Here is a 16,606-nt window from a genome sequence, read left to right as displayed (position 1 = left end):
CGTCCCCGAGGGCGCCCGCGCGGACAGCGCCTCGCGCTCCTCCTCACCCGGAATCGGGGAAATCAGGCAGGCCCCCTCCCCCACGGCGGGCTCGACGCCGAGGTCGCGCCAGGCGCCCGATCCCCACACGCCGCGATCCTCCACGGCCCCCGCCGTTCCCTGCTTGGGCTGCGGAGTATGACCGAACAGCTCGGCGCTAGCCTCCATGAGGTAGCGAGACGGGTGAGCAACCTTCATGTTGAAGTCCGAGGTCCACGAGCCCACCAACAGCTGCGCGCTACGCGCACGCGTCATCGCCACATAGGCCAGGCGCCGCTCCTCACGCTCCGCATACACGCCGACAGAAGGCTTGTAGACCTGCGTCGCCCACTTGTCGTAAGCCGCGGACGCAGTCCGGGAACCCTCGACGACGGGCACGAACGGGGGCAGGTCCCCACAATCCCCTCGCAGCGGATGCGGCAACGCCCCGCTGTCCGTCAACCACGCGTTGGCAGGGGGAACATCGTCCGTCCATTCCACGCTGGTCCTCTTGTTATGCGAGGGAAACACGCCGTCACTCAGGCCGAAGACGACGACGCCATCCCACTCCAGGCCCTTCGAGCCGTGCACCGTCAAGATCTGGACGGCCTTCGGATCCGGCTCCCCCAACGGCGCGTCAAGCCCATCCTCACGCTCATCCGCCAACCTCAGGTACGCCAGGAATGAGCCAAGCGAAGCCCCCGGCGTCTCCTTCTCATAGGCGGCGGCCACGGCAATGAACTCGTCCAGCGCCGCGCGTCCACCCATCGACAGCGGGTCCGCGATCACGTCGTCCAGCGTCCCCATGATGAGGATCGCGCGCTCGACCTGCTCGGTGATCGAGCGGCCCACGCCCTCGCGGACCAGGCGCAGGCGCTCGCCCAGCAGGCGCACGCGGCGCACCGCCTCCTCGCTGATCGCGGGACGCCCCTTGTCCGCCCACCCGGGGGCCGGCGGGTCATCCACGGCATCCAGGAGAACCGCCTGGTGGGAACTGGCCCCCTCCCGACGCGCCAGGACACGCGCCCAGTCGCCGAGCGCCATCAGGTCGGCGGCACCCAGATCGATGCCAGCCAGGAGGCGCGCCAGCCACGGGGACGCCGCCACGTCGTAGCCCAGCTCCAGGGCCGCGCGCACATCCTGCACGGCCGGCTGGTCGAGCAACCCGCCCAGCCCCACGATCTCCGTGGGGATCCCCGCCTCACGAAGAGCGGCGTCAATCAACGGGAAGTCCTTTCGGCGCCTGCTCAGGACGGCGACCGTGCGCCGCTTGCCGTCCGTGACCGGCTGCGCGCGAACCCGCCGCACAAAGTCGACCGTCGCCGCCAGCGCGTCCTCGTAGGCGGCCGGGTAGGCGATCTCGACGACGCCGCGCCCCGCCCCCGGACGCGGGACCAGAACGGGAGACTGCGCGTTCAGCTGCTCCTTACCCTCCTGATAGGAGGCGACCTCGCGCAGGGGCTCGGCCACGCGATTCGCCGCGTCCAGGATCGACACGTCGTTACGCCACGCGGTCGACAGCGTGAGAGTCTGCCCCTCCTCGGGCGCCCCCGTCTGGAAACGCTCCAAGAACGTCTCCAGGGACGAGGCCGATGCCCCCCTCCACCCGTAAATCGCCTGATTCGGGTCGCCCACCGCGGTCACCGCGTGGTCGCCAAACAAAGTGGACAGCAGCTCCATCTGGATGACGGAGGTGTCCTGGAACTCATCGAGGAGCACCGCGCGGAACTCCTCGCGCAGCGCAGCGCGCACGGAGGGAACCTCGCGCACGATGCGAGTGGCCAGCACCAGCTGATCCGAAAAATCCAGGAGGCCCATCTCCCGCTTGCGCCTCTGGTAGGCCTCGATCGGACCGAGGAATGCGATGCGGCGCTGGTTCGCCTGATGCAGCTCCCGGGCCGCATTGTTCGAGTCCCCCACGATCTCCAGCTCCCGCCCGAACCCCTCCAATGCCTGGCGCGCACTCTCCACCGTGTAGCCGTGCTCGGCGATCTCACCCGCGAGATGCAGGACCCTGCCCACGACGCCCGCGGGACTCAGGTCATCGTCCAAGTCCGTGGGCCACGCCTCGACGATCTGCGTCATCAGGTCGAGGGCGCCCGCCTCGGAGAGCATCGAGAAATCCGGGTCAATCCCGATGCGCATCCCGTGCTCGGACACGATGCGCTCCGCGAACGAGTTGTACGTGAGCGTCACCGGGTCCTCATCCAAGCGCTCACTCAGCTGCGGCAATTCGCGCGACAGCAGGCGGATACGCTCGCGCAGTCTGTCGCCGAGCTCGCCCGCCGCCTTGCGCGTGAAGGTCAGTCCCAGGATCGAGGCGGGCGTCAAGTCCGGGTGGTTGGCCAGGAGCCACAGCACCCGCATCGACATGGTCTCCGTCTTACCCGAGCCCGCGCCCGCGACGACGAGGAGTGGCCTGCGCGGAGCCTCCACGACGCGCACCTGCTCCGGAGTCGGTGTCTTCGTCGCATCGACGATCGCCTGAATCTGAGTTGCGCTCAGGGTCATCGCGCTGTCTCCCGCCACGTCACTCCACCACCTTACGGCCGCGCTCCCGAGCCGGGCACAGCCGATCAAAAGAACAATACAAGCAGGCCTTCTCCGAGGGAGTCGCCTCGAAGTAGGGGCCGCGCGCAATGGCAGCAACCTCGCGCACCTTCTCGCGCCACCCCTCCAGTGTCTCCCCTTCCAGGGGCCGCTGATCGAAGGAGTGGGGCTTCTTGTCCCCGAGCAGGGCGATGCGCGCGCCCGCGACCCGCTCCCCCGCAGCGAGGAGGGCCATCTGATAGGCCGCCAGCTGCGGATTATCGGGGACGGTCTTCGCGCTGTACCCGCTCTTGCCCGTCTTCAGGTCGGTGACGCGCACGCCCTCGTCGACGTGCTCGAGGCGATCCATGCGCCCGCGGATCGTCACCCCCTCCACCTGGGCCTCGACCGATCGCTCGACCTCCACCCGGCCGGGAACGCCCGCCATGTAGGAGGCCAGGTTGTCGACGATGGTGTGCGCGCGCCGATCGGCGTGCCGCCCAGCCCACGTGTCCAGGTTGTAGCCCAGTTCCTCGATCCGCGCCTCAAGCTCCTCGGTCAGCTCCTGCGCGCTGCCGTGCGGGTTCTCCTCGGCCAGCGCGTGAACGAGCGTTCCCAGGCTGGCAGCCGCATTCGAAGGCCCGTCGGCGCCGATGGTCGTGAGGAACCAGCGCAGCGGGCAGGCGAGCGCCCGCTCGAACTGCGACGGCGAGAGCGTGACGTCACCACCGTAGGGTTCCGCCGTCGTGGGCGTGCCGCCCGCGCCCAGCCAGCGCTCCGGTTGCGCCGAGGCGATGCCCTCACGGGCCATGAGGGCCAGGAGCGTGGCAGCGAGCTCGGCGTCCACCCGATTATCCGAGGCGGCACGCGCGCGCAGATCCGCGATGTGCCCGGGCAGGGACAGGGGCGCGTCCACCTGGTCCAGAGGTACCACGTCGTCCTCGCGGGGCGTGCCCGCCAGGCGCGCCACCACGTCGAAAAACACGGAGGGCGCGTCATCCTCCGAGCGCACAGCCCCCGCGTGCACGTAGCGCCGCGAGCGCGTGATGGCCGCGACGAAGAGACGGTACTCGTCATCCAGGACGGCCCGGCGCGCGGCCCGCGTCGAATCGATGAGCTCCTCGCGCCCATCCTCGCCCACGGCGAACCTGCCAGCCCCCACGTCCGCCAGCAGGTCGGCGCGCAGGATCCGGTCGCGCAGGCGCAGGTTCGGCCATGCCCCGTCCTGGAGGCCGGCGAGGACCACGACCTGCCAGCGGCGGCCCATCGCCTGCGCGGGGGTGAGGACCTCGACGCCGCCGGGGCGCACGCCTACGCGCGAAATCGTGTCGATGGGAACCGACCCCGCCAACAGCTCCGAGGCGAAATCACGCGCGGATCCGGCGGGGTTGCGTTGCTCCCACACGTCGGCGACGCGCATGAGCGCGACGACCGCGTCCAGCTGATCGTCGTACCAGCTGGACGATTCGTCCGAGGCGATGGCCCGCGAGCGCCAGTCATCGGCGACGCCGGCGGCCTCCCACAGCTCCCACAAGCGCTGCTGTGGGCGTGCACTCCCCTGCCTGCCCAGCTCCCACATGCGCGCCGCCGTCTCAAGCGCGCGCGCCAGGGTGCGGTCGTTCCACCCGCGTCGGCCCGGGACCTGCGCCCCCTCCTCAAGGGTGGGCCGCCACGTATCGGGCTCGTCCACGAGGTCTGCCACCGTCAGCGGGATCAGCGCGCTCTCCTCCCCCGCCTCCTCGGAGGCCTGGGCGCGCGCGGCGTTCAAGCGACGCAGCAGCCGGTGCACGGCCAGGGCATCCACCCCCACGAGCGCCGAGGGCACGAGACGCTCGGCCAGTTCGCGGCGCTGGGCCGCGTCGGTGTCACTGTCCCCCGTCGAAAGAGTCACGAGGTCGAGGAGGAGGCGCGTCGTGGGCTGTGAAGCAAAGTCGAAAGCCCTGCCGCCCCCGGCCAGGGGGACGCCGCCGCGAGCCAGGTAGCGCCTGGTTTCGGCGACCATCGACGAGCTACGCACGATAACGACCTGGTCTGAAAAATCAACGCCATCATGCAGGTGCCGGGAACGCAGAGCGCGGGCGATGAGCGCGCCCATCTGCGAGGGCGTGGCCCCCAGATGGGTGACGAGCGCCCCCTCGGGCGCGTCATCTGCGACCTGCGCGTCGCGACGGGCGGGCGACCCAGACTGGGCGATGCGCGCGCACGCCTGACGTGCCAGCTCACGCACCGCACGGGACGTGTCGTAGACCTGGCCGAGCTCCGCGATCTGAACGCCCAGCGCCGAGGCCAGACGACGGTCCAAGTGAGGCTCACCCCCGCGATACCCTGCCACCGCCACGTCGGAATCCGAGAACGCGACGATCCGGGCCCCCGCGTCCCGGCAAGCCCCAAGGAGCGTCAGCGTCGACGGCGTGCAATCCTGCAGGTCATCCACGATGACGACGTCGGGAACCGGGCACGGTGCCTGCACGCCGCGCTCCTCCGCGCGCCCCTGCCACGTCCCGATCAGCTCCGCGGCCAGGGACTGGATGCGCGACAGGTCCACGCGCAGCGTCTGAGGGTACTCCGGGGAATGCTCGGGCCCCTCCTCCAGGGCCGCGACAATCGCGCCCGCCCCCACCCATTCGGGATGCCCGAAACGTGCCCCGGCCTGGGACAGGGAAGCCGCGCCCATCCCCGCCTCGCCCGCGCGGGCCACCAGGTTACGCAGCTCCGCGCGAAACGCCGGCATCGCGCGCATCTGCTCGCCGATTTCCTCCGGCCAGGGAGCATCCACGCCCGCCAGCAGCTCGGCCAACGCCTGATCCTGGGCCGCGCCCGTCACCAGCTCGACGCCCTCCAGCGGCACCTCCCGCTGAGTGCGCCACGTCGCCACCACCTGATAGGCGAAGGACGCGGGCGTGCGCACCGGGCGCACCACCGCTGGGCCAAGCGCCTGCGCGCGCGGCGTCAACACGTCCGCGCGCGTGCGGTCGGGGGCCAGAATCAACGCCGAAGCGCCCGCACTCACCGCCTGCTCGAACACCGCCAGGGCACACGTCGAACGACCAGAGGACGGCGCACCGCGCGCAATCACGTCGCCCGAGCGCGCCGCCACCACGACCGCGCGCTGCTCAGCATTCAGCTCGGGCAGGCGCCACCAACCCTCCGGGCGGCGCCGCAACCTGACCTTGATTTCGCTCATGACGCAATACTGACAGACCCCACCCACATCTGCGGCACATATGATGGGCGTGACCACATTTACCAGCAAGGAGTCATCATGGAGATCTTCATCGGCATCCGCGACAACACGCGTCAGCTCGGTCTCGACGTCGACATGAGCGAAAACGAGCTCATGGCCAAGGTCAACGAGGCCCTTGCCTCCGCCCACGGCGTCCTCGACCTCACCGACACCAAGGGCCAGCGCACCCTCGTGCCCGCCCACGCCCTCGGCTACGTGCAGATCGCCGCCAAGACCGAGCGTCGCGTCGGCTTCGCGATCCACTAATTCGCGCCCACACAAACGAGGCCGGGGAACCCGAGCGGACACCATACCGCCCGAGGAACCCCGGCCTCGTCTATACGCTGTGGCCTCAGGCCTTCAGGTGAATGTCCCTCATGCGCTCCCCGTGGCGCTTGATCACGTACTCCGTGATCTCATCGACGTTCTCCGGGGATGCCGCCAGCGACGGGTAGGTGAACAGCGTCGCACGCACGAGGCCCAGGGCCTCGCCCGCCACGCGGCGACCCCACAGAGACAGACGATCCGCCAGCTGCGGATCCGCCTCAATCTGCGGGCCCAGGTGCGCACGCACCCAATGCCCCTGCTCGAAAGGCCACACGTCCTCGATCCCCTCGAACAGGCCGTGCACCTGCGCGACGCGGATCAGCATGTCACCAAGCATGCCGCGCGTAATGAACGTCTTGACAGCGCGCTCCGCGAACGTCGTGGGACGCGTGCGCGCATCCAAATCGTCGTAGGCGCCCGAGAACGCATCACCAGCCGCCAGCAGATCAAAGCCGCGATGGCCGCTCCACACCTCCAGCTGCTGGTAGAGCTTGAAACAGCGCGCAGCCATGCGCGCATGCTCCACATGCGCCTCGAACGTGGGAGCCTGCTCGCCGTCCTTCGCCAATCGCGTCATAAACGCGAGCGAGGAATAGGCGAGAATACCAAGGACTTCGGCGTCGTCGGCGGGGACGGAATCAAATTCGTGTGCCATGACTACAGCATAGTGCCTGACAAGCTCCACGGCTCCCCAGTCGACGCGTGCAACACCACCCGCGCACGCTGCCCCACCCGCACCCGCTGCGCCACCCGCACCCGCTGCGCTGTGACCAGCACCTCCACCGCTGTCGGCTCCCACACCATTACACTGAAAGGTGACCACCGGACGCCCGGTCGCATTCTTGAGGATCATCACACGTTCGCGCGGACGACAATCCCCGCGCCAGACAATGCGCGATCGGCACCGACCCCAACCCCGGAATAGCCCGGGAGACAAGGCAGATCGTGACCACCACGAGCACCGAGGCCATCGAGCCCACCCACGACAACGACGCCACCACCCAGAGCGAGGCCACCACGCAGGCCTCCGCCCAGGCCTCGTCCGTTGAATACTCCGCAGGCGTCGTCCGCCTGGGCAACATCAAGCCCGCGGCTCCCGCGGTCGAAGAGGCCACACCCGACATCACCGACAAGGGCGGCGAGAACCTCGACAAGAAGTCCTTCGCGGACTTCGGCGTCACCGACCCCATCGTCGACGCCCTCGACGACAAGGGCATCACGCACCCCTTCCCGATCCAGGCCCTGACGCTCGGCCCCGCGCTGGACCGCCACGACATCATCGGCCAGGCCAAGACTGGTACCGGCAAGACCCTCGGCTTCGGCATCCCCGTCCTCGAAGACGTCATCGCGCCCGACGAGGAAGGCTACGAGGACCTGCTCAACCCGAACCAGCCGCAGGCCCTCATCATCCTGCCCACGCGCGAGCTCACCAAGCAGGTCGCCCAGGACCTGCGCGACGCCGCCAAGTACCTGTCCACCCGCATCGTGGAAATCTACGGCGGCGTCGCCTTCGAACCCCAGATCGAGGCCCTCACCCGCGGCGCCGACATCGTCGTGGGCACGCCCGGCCGCCTCATCGACCTGCTGCGCAAGGGCCACCTGCACCTGTCCGGCGTCGAAACCGTCGTCCTCGACGAGGCCGACGAAATGCTCGACCTGGGCTTCCTGCCCGACGTCGAAACGCTGCTGGCCCGCGTCCCCGAGAACCGCCACACCATGCTGTTCTCCGCGACCATGCCCGGCCCCGTCGTGGCCCTCGCCCGCCGCTTCATGGTCCACCCGACCCACATCCGCGCGCAGGACCCCGACGACCAGAACCAGACCGTCAACACGGTCAAGCAGGTCATTTACCGCGTTCACGCCATGAACAAGGTGGAGGTCGTCGCCCGCATCCTCCAGGCCGAGGGTCGCGGTCGCACCGTCATCTTCTGCCGCACCAAGCGCACCGCCGCCCGCCTCGGCGAGGATCTGACAGACCGCGGCTTCGCGGTCGGCGCACTGCACGGCGACCTGGGCCAGGGCGCCCGCGAGCAGGCGCTGCGCGCGTTCCGTAACGGCAAGGTCGACGTCCTGGTCGCCACCGACGTCGCCGCGCGCGGCATCGACGTCGACGACGTCACGCACGTCATCAACTACCAGTGCCCCGAAGACGAGAAGATCTACATCCACCGCATCGGCCGCACGGGCCGCGCGGGCAACTCGGGCACGGCCGTCACCTTCGTGGACTGGGACGATACACCGCGCTGGTCGCTCATCTCCAAGGCCCTGGGCCTGGGTGTGCCGGATCCGCTCGAGACCTACCACACCTCCCCCCACCTGTTCACCGACCTGGACATTCCGGAGGGCACGACCGGTCGCCTGCCGCGCGCCAAGCGCACGCGCGCGGGCCTGGACGCCGAGGTCCTCGAAGATCTGGGCGGCTCGTCCCCCCGCTCCGAGGGACGAGGCCGGGGCGGCTCGCGTTCGGGTGGCTCGCGTTCGGGTGGCTCGCGCGGCGGTCGCGGGCGTTCGTCGCGCGGTTCTTCTTCCGACGGGTCGCGTTCGCGCGGGTCGCGTCGCGGCGCCCAGGATGGGGATCGCACGCTGAACGCCGGCAAGGGCGGCCGCTCCGACCGCGGCACCCGTGGCCGTGGCCGCGGCGAGCACTCGCCGCGTTCGGGTTCCGCTGATGGTGGTTCGGCTGGCTCTTCTCCGGCTGGCTCCGGTTCTGCTGCTGGTTCTGAGCGCGCGCCCCGCGCCCGCAAGCGCATCCGCCGCCGCAAGGGCGGCGAGTGAGGCGATAGCGTGGCACGGCCTTGGCGTGAGGCGTTAGTGCGTGGCGCTGATAGCGCTCAACGTTTACGCGCATTCCGCCAGTCAGTGACCACGCTTCGCACCTGATGCGCACGCCGGTCATCACATCACCCACGCGATGATCGCGCCGGTCGCATAGCAATGGGAGGGGCCCGAGCCACACGGCTTGGGCCCCTCCCCTATTGTTTGTTGTCCTTCGGCGCATACCTGCTGCGCCGGTGACGCACGTGGCTCCGGCTCACGCGCGGGTGCGGTGAGCATTGGAGGCGTCCACGCCGCCCCACGGCCGGCCTGTGTCTGTCACCGACGCGCTCCACGCCTGTAGCACGAGGTCCGAACGAGAGGCGCTGCACCCGTTACGTCGCGACACACCCGTTACGTCGCGATGCACCCGATCAGAAGGGGTGTAATGCCTACAGATCGGGTGCACCGCCTCCCACAACAAGCACAACCGCGGGCAATTCGCCCCCACAGACCCCAACCGCCCACCTCAGACGCTGCGACACAGCTTCGACATGCTCGCCCGGCTCCGAACGAGAGGCGCTGCACCCGTTACGTCGCGCTACACCCGTTACGTCGCAATGCACCCGATCAGAAGGGGTGCAATGCCTACAGATCGGGTGCACCGCCTCCCACAACAAGCACAACCGCGAAAACGTTCCGTCTCGCAAGAAGCCGCGCCGGCTGCCCCTCGGCAACCGGCGCGGCCTTGCTCTCACAATTCAGCTCTCCAGGTCCTGGTAGACCGGCTGCCACATGGCGCGGCGAACGGCCTCGACGACGTCACCCGGATCCATGTCGCACTGGCCATCTGCGATAGCCTGACGGACGACGGCAACCGCGACAGTCGCCGACGACGCACGCAAGTGGTCCACCGGCGGCAGGAGGGACGCACCCAGCTCGTGCGATGTCACCTGACTGGCCACGGCCTCGGCGGCTGCCAGAATCATCGCATCGGTCACACGAGGGGCACCGGACACGATCGTTCCAAGCCCCAGGCCCGGGTACAGCAACGAGTTGTTTCCCTGCCCGATGTGGAAGGTCGTCCCTTCGTAGTCAAAGGGCAGGATCGGAATGCCAGTGGCCACCAGCGCGCGTCCCTTAGACCAGGCGATGATGTCCTGCGGCATCGCCTCGATTTTCTCCGTCGGATTCGACAGGGGCAGGACGATGGGTCGCTCGCACCCCTCGCTCAAAGACTCGATGACATCCTGCGTGAAGGCGCCGTGATCCGTCGACGTTCCGATCAGGATCGTCGGGCGGACGCGGCGAACGGTCTCCAGCAGGCCGATCGCGCCGTCCTTGCGCTCCCAGTCGGCGACCTCGGAGGCGCTGCGCGCGTAGGCCGCCTGGTAATCGGGCAGCCCCTCCATGTCATCGGTCACCAGTCCGGCGCGGTCGATCAGCCAGATGCGGTCCTTCGCCTGCTCGGGCGTCAGTCCAGCGCGCACCATGCCCGCATGGATCTGATCGACCATGCCGGTTCCCGCAGTGCCCGCGCCGTAAACAAGGAGGCGCTGGTCCGCGAAGGTCGTGCCGTTGGTCTTCATGCCCGCAATGACAGCGGAGATGACGATCGCTCCGGTGCCCTGCATGTCGTCGTTGAAGATGCGGTACTTATCCCGGTTGTTGACGAGGATGCGGCGCGCGTTCGAGGCACCGAAGTCTTCGAAATGCAGGAGTGCGCGCGGGTACAGCTCGGATGCGACGCTCAAGTACTCATTGACGAGGGCGTCGTAGCGTTCTCCGCGCACACGACCATGGCGGTTGCCGAGGTAATCGGGGTCGTTGAGCAGCTCCTCGTTGTCGGTGCCGACGTCGAGGTTGACCGCGATGACGCGCGAGGGGTCAATACCGGCTGCGGCTGTGTAGACGGCGAGCTTGCCGACGGAGATGTCAGTGCCGTTCACACCCCAGTCGCCGATGCCGAGGATCTGTTCAGCATCGGAGACGACCAGAAGATCGACGTCATCGGGGCCGAGGCCGAGGCCTTCAAACGTGGGCCGCACATCCTCGACTCGATCGACGGACAGGTAGATGGCGCGCGAGCGGCGGTAGTCTGCGGACCATTTCTTGATGGCCTCGCCGATCGTCGGATCATAGATGACGGGTAGGAGTTCGGCGATGTGGTCGATGATGACCTTGTAGTACAGCGTCTCATTGCGGTCGTGCAGCTGTTCGAGGTAGATGTACTTGTCGAGGTCGTCGTCGAGTCGACACACCTGCTTGTAGGCGCGTGTAGCCTGTTGTTCAAGCGTTTCGACAGCTGCGGGAAGACGACCCATCAGCCCGAAGCGCTTGCGTTCGTCAATGGTGAAGGCGGTCCCACGGTTGGTCTGAGGATCGGCAATGATCTGGGGTTTTGCTGGCATCAGCGGCTCCTTCCTGGTGGCTGCTTTCATCGTAAACCAGTTGCACGCCGCTGACTCTGTCTATCGTTTGGCATTCTCTCAGCGGGCTCCCAGGAATGCGCGGCCTCATGAAGTTGGCGGGGGGCGCACGGTTCGATTGCGTTGGTTCCACGCAGGAATTCACGTGCTACATGGCCGGGTTTGCTTACCCCCTGCGATCACACCTGCGGCTGGACGACCAGCACGCTGCACAGTCACCCTGCCTGGCGATACTGGTTCCGTTGTGGATGCGGTGCCTCATCGACATCAAGCTTGCACGTGGATTTTGTCGCTGACACTGTGCACATGCTGGCATCCAACAGGCCCCAGCCACGCAGCACTGCACTAAATACGACAGCAATGCACTAGGTAGGAAGGCATTGCACTAGCTACTAAGCAGTGCATTGCTGCGCTAAGTGGTGCAATGCCACGTAGCAACAAGCTCACGCGCGGCAATGCGCGTCCCTAGCCCTATCAACAAGCCATCGACCGAACCAGACCAGGCAACCGTGCACCCGTTCCGTCGCGATGCACCCGTTACGTCGCGATGCACCTGATCAGAAGGGGTGCATTGCCTACGGATCGGGTGCACCGCCTCATCGACATCAAGCTTGCACGTGGGTTTTGTCGCTGACACTGTGCACATGCTGGCATCCAACAGGCCCCGGCCACGCAGCACTGCACTAAATACGACAGCAATGCACTAGATAGGAGGTCATTGCACTAGCTACTATGCAGTGCAATGCTGCGCCAAGTAGTGCAATGCCACTGAGCAACAAGCCCCGTCGCGGTAAGAGCTGCTCCGTAGTAGCTCCAACAAGCGTCCAACCGAGCCGCAGCAGACAGCCCTGCACCAGTTAAGGAGCATTACACCAATTAGGGAGCATTACACCACCTCCGAGCTGGTGTAATACCCCGCTAAGTGGTGTAACACCACTTAGCAACAAGTATCAGTGTGGAGATATGCCACGACTCTCCAGTCGAAACGCAAGGCAATGCAGTTCAGCGGCGGTTGAAGAGACCACTAATGACCGAGAAACACACTCCCGCCACAACACCGCTCACCGCAGCCCCCGTCAACTGCCTAGACAGAGCATCACCGCGCATAGCACCAACAGCAAGCGGCGCTGATTCCACGATAGCCGTAGGCTCTTCCAAGTCCGAAGCGCTAGTCACATCACCCAGGCCACCCTCAGAATCTTTGCACAAGCCGGCGTTCATAGGTTGGACAATATTCTCCCGTGCATTACGGCCACAAATGAGGCATGGCGTAGTCCCATCAAACAGGCCATACAGCCAAGTCCTCCACATGGGCAAAAATACGCCCGCCACGAATAAAGCTAACAGAGAGAGAACAAAGGACGCAGCTATCTCATATTGAGCAATCATCAACAAAAGGTCCGTCCCACAGGAAGCGGCGTAACAATACGCTCGCAAAACTTCATACGACTCTAGTAGTTTTGACATCAAGATACCAACTACCGCCAAACTCCCACCAACAATAACGTTCGCCTGACGATATAGGCGATCATAGTTAATCAGCGACAATTGGATAATTATAGCCACAAGGCAGATGAGCCATACGAACATTGCCTCGTACACAGACAGGACCCCCGATTGTCCTTCACCGTAAAATGTTGCAAGTGAGTCACCCGACAGAAAGGAATATGCAAAAGAAAATACAGAGAGGAACACTGCCAACATGAGCAATACTGTTGATACCTCAGCCCATCCAGATCTCTTTCCTGAACGAAAAATCATGAACGAAAATACAAAAGATAGGACGACAGGAGCAAGAAGTTCGCCAAATAGTACCCACAGATCACGTCCGAAAAACTGACTTCTTAAACGCGACTGAAAAAACCACAGGGCAACTATGCTAGCACCTAATGCACACACGAAGGTGAACCGTCGAAGAAACTTCTTCCATCCACATGTGCAATTAAACTTTGTATCTTCACCCATCCTTGGATGCTAGCGCAAAGCGTCACATAACTTCCGCTCGTCTCACCTTTGACACAGGGCATCGAGCATCCCTTTGACGGAGCAGTGACGGTATCGCACACTGAAGTGACTCATCGTCGATGAACATCCACATCTCACCGCATAATCAAAGCCGATTCGCAACTAACCATGCGGGCGATAGGAATTTCAAACACCCGGCTCCCAGTTTCGCTCCGCAGAACCACCGCACCCCTAGTCCCCATCAACGCCTGAAGCCCCGTGCTTCGCGCGCTCCGTGAGCACGCGCTCGACGACGCGCGGCAGGCGGGCTGGGGTGTCACGGTGGCGATGAAGCGTGAAGAACAGACGCGCGCGGGTCAGCGGCGAGACGCGCACGGATTCGGGCCAGCGCGCGGCCACGTACTGCACGGCGTCGGCGACCTCGAGGCGCCGCGTCGAGTTGCCGACGCGCACCCACAGCTCGGCCTCGCCCTTGCCCTTGGGACCCTTCAGGTACACGGGGCGCGTGGACGGCGGGATCGTCACCCGGCACACCTCCTGGCGCTCGTAGCCCTCCTGGGGGTCCGAGGCCTCGGCGAAGTCGAGGAGGGGCAGCGCGGCCGCGTTGGTCCCCAGGCGCTGGCCCCACAGGTCGCGGATCCACAGCTCGAAGCGGTCGGCGTCCGGTGTCTTGAGGGTCGCGTAGTCGGGGCCCAGCCCGATGAGGCGCCCGTCGTCGTCCACGCCGATGAGGAGGGTGCCGCCGCCGGAGTTCATGAACGCGGCGACCGTCTTGGCGATGACGGTTTCCATGGCGTCATCGCGCTTGCCGGCGCGCATGTTCCAGCGGGCGCTCGACTTGAATTCGAGGGAGTCGGATTCGCCGCGTGTTGCGACTTCGGCGATGGGGTCGAGGCCGGGGCGCGGGTGCAGGTACGCGACGATCAGGGAAACGATAACGACCACGACGAGGGCCACCGCCGCAGCCACGCCGATCATCGCGGGGCGCCACATGTCGGAGGACGAGAAGATCCAGCCTGCGACCAGGAGGCCGCCCCACAGGCCGCCCAGGCCGGTGAGGGTCGCCGAGGCCGTGGACATCGTCATGCGCGAGGCCAGGAGGCGCCGCACAACCATGCCAATTACCCAAGCCAGGACAAGAAGCAGGACCTGAATGCCGATCCACCGCAGCAGGTCGGGGTTCTGGGGTGTGGCCCCGAAGCGAGGTCCCTCGGCGGTCATCTGCGCTCCTCACACAACGAGTCGGCGGCGGGATCGGATACAACAACCCTATCCCACCAGCGACTGCTCCTCAGCGCATCACGCCATCAGCGCAGGGACGTGTGCTTCTCGATCGAGTGGGAGGCCCACAGGCCCATGACCAGTGCGAACAGGGGCACGAGGATGTAGGAGCCGATGCCGATGACGTTCGGGTGCCCCTCGGTTCCCATCGTCGCCAGGTACGAGGTCCACATGATCTCGGTGGAGAAATGTCCGTCGGTCGTGACGGACAACGGAAGGAAGAACGTGCCAACCGTGGAAAGCACCTGGTTGACGACGTACACCAGCACGAAACCGATGATGGGCGCGCCGAAGCCGAGGTGATTGAAACGCCCCTGGGCACCAATCGACATAACAGCGCAGCCCTGCACGCCCCACGACATCGCAAGGATGAGCTGCGCGGCGATCATGAGGACCACGGTGGAGGTCGGCATTCCGGCTACGACGGAACGCGGTCCGGCCGTGTACTCGGCGAGGCTAATGCCGTCGCTCCACGCGGCAGCCGAAGCGACGGCGATAATTCCGCCGACGGCCAGGGCGAGGGCCAGGAAGCACTCAATCATGATGCGAGTGTTCTTCGCCCAGAAGATCACCCTGCCGGAGATTGGCAGGCTCATCGTGAAGTAGCCGCGCTGACCGTACAGCGTCTTCCAGTAGTCGGCCAGGGCCGCGATCGCGCAGGCGACCGGCGTGAGCGCACACAGGGCGTAGGCGAGGACAGCGGTGGAGCCGCTGATCCCCGGCAGCCCCGCGGCGACGATTCCCGCGGCAACCGCGATAACAGCGATGAACGCCCCGAAGGAGCGAGCGTCCGTGCGGAAACGCGAGCGAATCTCGTAGGCAAGTAGTTTTGTGAACATCAGCGGTACTCCTTCCGGAAGATGGCGTCGAGGGAATCGCCGTGGGAGGCGCGCAGGTCGTCGGCGTCGCCTTGCAGGAGGACCTGTCCGTCCTTCATGAAGAGCGCGTAGTCGACGAAGTGTTCGATGTCGGAGATGAGGTGGGTGGACATGATGAGCAGCGACGCGGGGTCGAACTCGCGCAGGATGCCCTCGAGGATGACGTCGCGCGTGGCAGGGTCGACGCCGCTGATGGGTTCGTCGAGGAGGAACAAGCGGGCGCGCCTGGACATGACGAGGCTGATCTGGAGCTTCTCCCCCATGCCCTTGCTCATCTCGCCGAGGCGTCGGTCGGTGGGCAGTCCGAAGAAGTCGACCATCGAGGCTGCCTTGACGGCGTCGAAGTCGCTAAAGAACGTGGAGTAGATGCGGATCGCGTCCGCAGCCGTCCACTCAGGGTTGAGGTAGTCGGCGTCGGGCAGGTAGGAGACGATCTCCTTGGTGGCGACGCCGGGCGCGTGCCCGTCGATGGTGACGGTGCCCTCGTAGTCAGAGAGGACTCCGGCGAGAATCTTGAGCAGCGTCGTTTTACCGCAGCCGTTGGGGCCCATGAGGCCGACGATGTGCCCGGCCTCCAGGCTCAGGTTGTAGTCGCGCAGGGCGGGGGTCGCTCGGTAGCTCTTCGTCAGGCCGACGACCTCGACGAGGCCTGGGCCGGTCGCGCTCGCGCCCGTGGGTTGGGTGGTCATGAGAGTGTGTCCTCCTGGGTTACAGGTCCGCGTTCCAGCGCTCATCGACGAGGCCGTGGGCACCTTCAACATCGACGCCGAGGGCTCGGCAGGCGCGGATGAAGGCGTCGGCCGCGGCGCGGGCGTCCTCCTGGCGGAGGGCGCGTAGTGCGCTGTCGTCGGTGGCGACGAATCGTCCGGCCGTCCGCTTGGGGACGGTGAGTCCTTCGTCGTCGAGTGCGGCGAGGGCTCGCTGGACGGTGTTGGGGTTGGTGCCGGCCTCGATGGCGAGGTCGCGGACGGAGGGGATCTTTTGGCCGGGCTTCCACGTGCCGTCGGTGATGCGGGCGCGGAAGCTATCGGCCAGCTGGATCCAGATGGGGCGGGTGTCATCGATGCGCATCGATGTGTCCCTCCTGTCTTTCTGTATTAATACACTAATACAATGACACAGTCTCCTAACTGTGTCAACTCACTAATACAGTTGGCTCACAGACCGATACAACCACACACCCCAAACAACAAGAGAGGCCC

General features: G+C 66.0%; 11 protein-coding genes. 2 read left to right on the top strand and 9 right to left on the bottom strand.

The features are described from left to right. On the bottom strand, positions 1 to 2,529 hold a 2,529-nt coding region (locus HMPREF1138_RS07135; RefSeq protein WP_050981243.1), incomplete at its 3' end, for an ATP-dependent helicase. Positions 2,530 to 2,548: 19 nt separating this feature from the next. Next, positions 2,549 to 5,731, bottom strand: coding sequence for a UrvD/REP family ATP-dependent DNA helicase (locus HMPREF1138_RS07130; RefSeq protein ID WP_009058036.1), 3,183 nt, complete (start codon positions 5,729 to 5,731; stop codon positions 2,549 to 2,551). 78 nt (positions 5,732 to 5,809) lie between these two features. On the opposite strand from HMPREF1138_RS07130, the gene HMPREF1138_RS07125 reads away from it, so the two are divergent. Then, a complete protein-coding gene (locus HMPREF1138_RS07125) occupies positions 5,810 to 6,037 on the top strand; it encodes a DUF3107 domain-containing protein (RefSeq protein ID WP_009058027.1) in 228 nt (75 codons plus the stop codon). An 85-nt stretch (positions 6,038 to 6,122) separates the two neighbouring features. On the opposite strand, the gene HMPREF1138_RS07120 is transcribed toward HMPREF1138_RS07125, so the two are convergent. Beyond that, positions 6,123 to 6,752 (bottom strand): ferritin-like fold-containing protein, encoded by a 630-nt coding sequence (locus HMPREF1138_RS07120; protein ID WP_009058033.1) that lies wholly within the window; start codon positions 6,750 to 6,752, stop codon positions 6,123 to 6,125. Positions 6,753 to 7,042: 290 nt separating this feature from the next. Here HMPREF1138_RS07120 and HMPREF1138_RS07115 point away from each other — a divergent pair, with 290 nt between their 5' ends. Then, positions 7,043 to 8,872 carry a DEAD/DEAH box helicase gene (locus tag HMPREF1138_RS07115; RefSeq protein ID WP_009058031.1) on the top strand — a complete coding sequence of 610 codons (1,830 nt, stop codon included), beginning with the start codon at positions 7,043 to 7,045 and terminating at the stop codon, positions 8,870 to 8,872. A gap of 740 nt (positions 8,873 to 9,612) precedes the next feature. Here the strand turns inward: HMPREF1138_RS07115 and HMPREF1138_RS07110 are convergent. The 6 genes from HMPREF1138_RS07110 to HMPREF1138_RS07085 form a co-directional block, all read right to left on the bottom strand. Next, a complete protein-coding gene (locus tag HMPREF1138_RS07110; protein WP_272942387.1) occupies positions 9,613 to 11,292 on the bottom strand; it encodes an NAD-dependent malic enzyme in 1,680 nt (559 codons plus the stop codon). Between the two features lie 990 nt (positions 11,293 to 12,282). Next, positions 12,283 to 13,245, bottom strand: a complete 963-nt coding sequence (locus HMPREF1138_RS11135) for a hypothetical protein (protein ID WP_155887151.1) — start codon at positions 13,243 to 13,245, stop codon at positions 12,283 to 12,285. Between the two features lie 231 nt (positions 13,246 to 13,476). Continuing rightward, positions 13,477 to 14,466 (bottom strand): AlbA family DNA-binding domain-containing protein, encoded by a 990-nt coding sequence (locus tag HMPREF1138_RS07100; RefSeq protein WP_009058032.1) that lies wholly within the window; start codon positions 14,464 to 14,466, stop codon positions 13,477 to 13,479. 86 nt (positions 14,467 to 14,552) lie between these two features. Then, positions 14,553 to 15,365, bottom strand: coding sequence for a hypothetical protein (locus tag HMPREF1138_RS07095; protein ID WP_009058022.1), 813 nt, complete (start codon positions 15,363 to 15,365; stop codon positions 14,553 to 14,555). Further along, positions 15,365 to 16,093, bottom strand: coding sequence for an ABC transporter ATP-binding protein (locus HMPREF1138_RS07090; protein ID WP_009058023.1), 729 nt, complete (start codon positions 16,091 to 16,093; stop codon positions 15,365 to 15,367). The genes HMPREF1138_RS07095 and HMPREF1138_RS07090 overlap by 1 nt, the downstream gene beginning before the upstream one ends. Positions 16,094 to 16,112: 19 nt before the next feature. Beyond that, a complete protein-coding gene (locus tag HMPREF1138_RS07085; RefSeq protein ID WP_009058020.1) occupies positions 16,113 to 16,475 on the bottom strand; it encodes a GntR family transcriptional regulator in 363 nt (120 codons plus the stop codon). Positions 16,476 to 16,606: the final 131 nt, after the last annotated feature.

This window comes from Actinomyces sp. ICM58 (assembly GCF_000283035.1).
GTDB lineage: Bacteria > Actinomycetota > Actinomycetes > Actinomycetales > Actinomycetaceae > Pauljensenia.
This window is presented reverse-complemented; position numbering and strand designations above follow the sequence as displayed.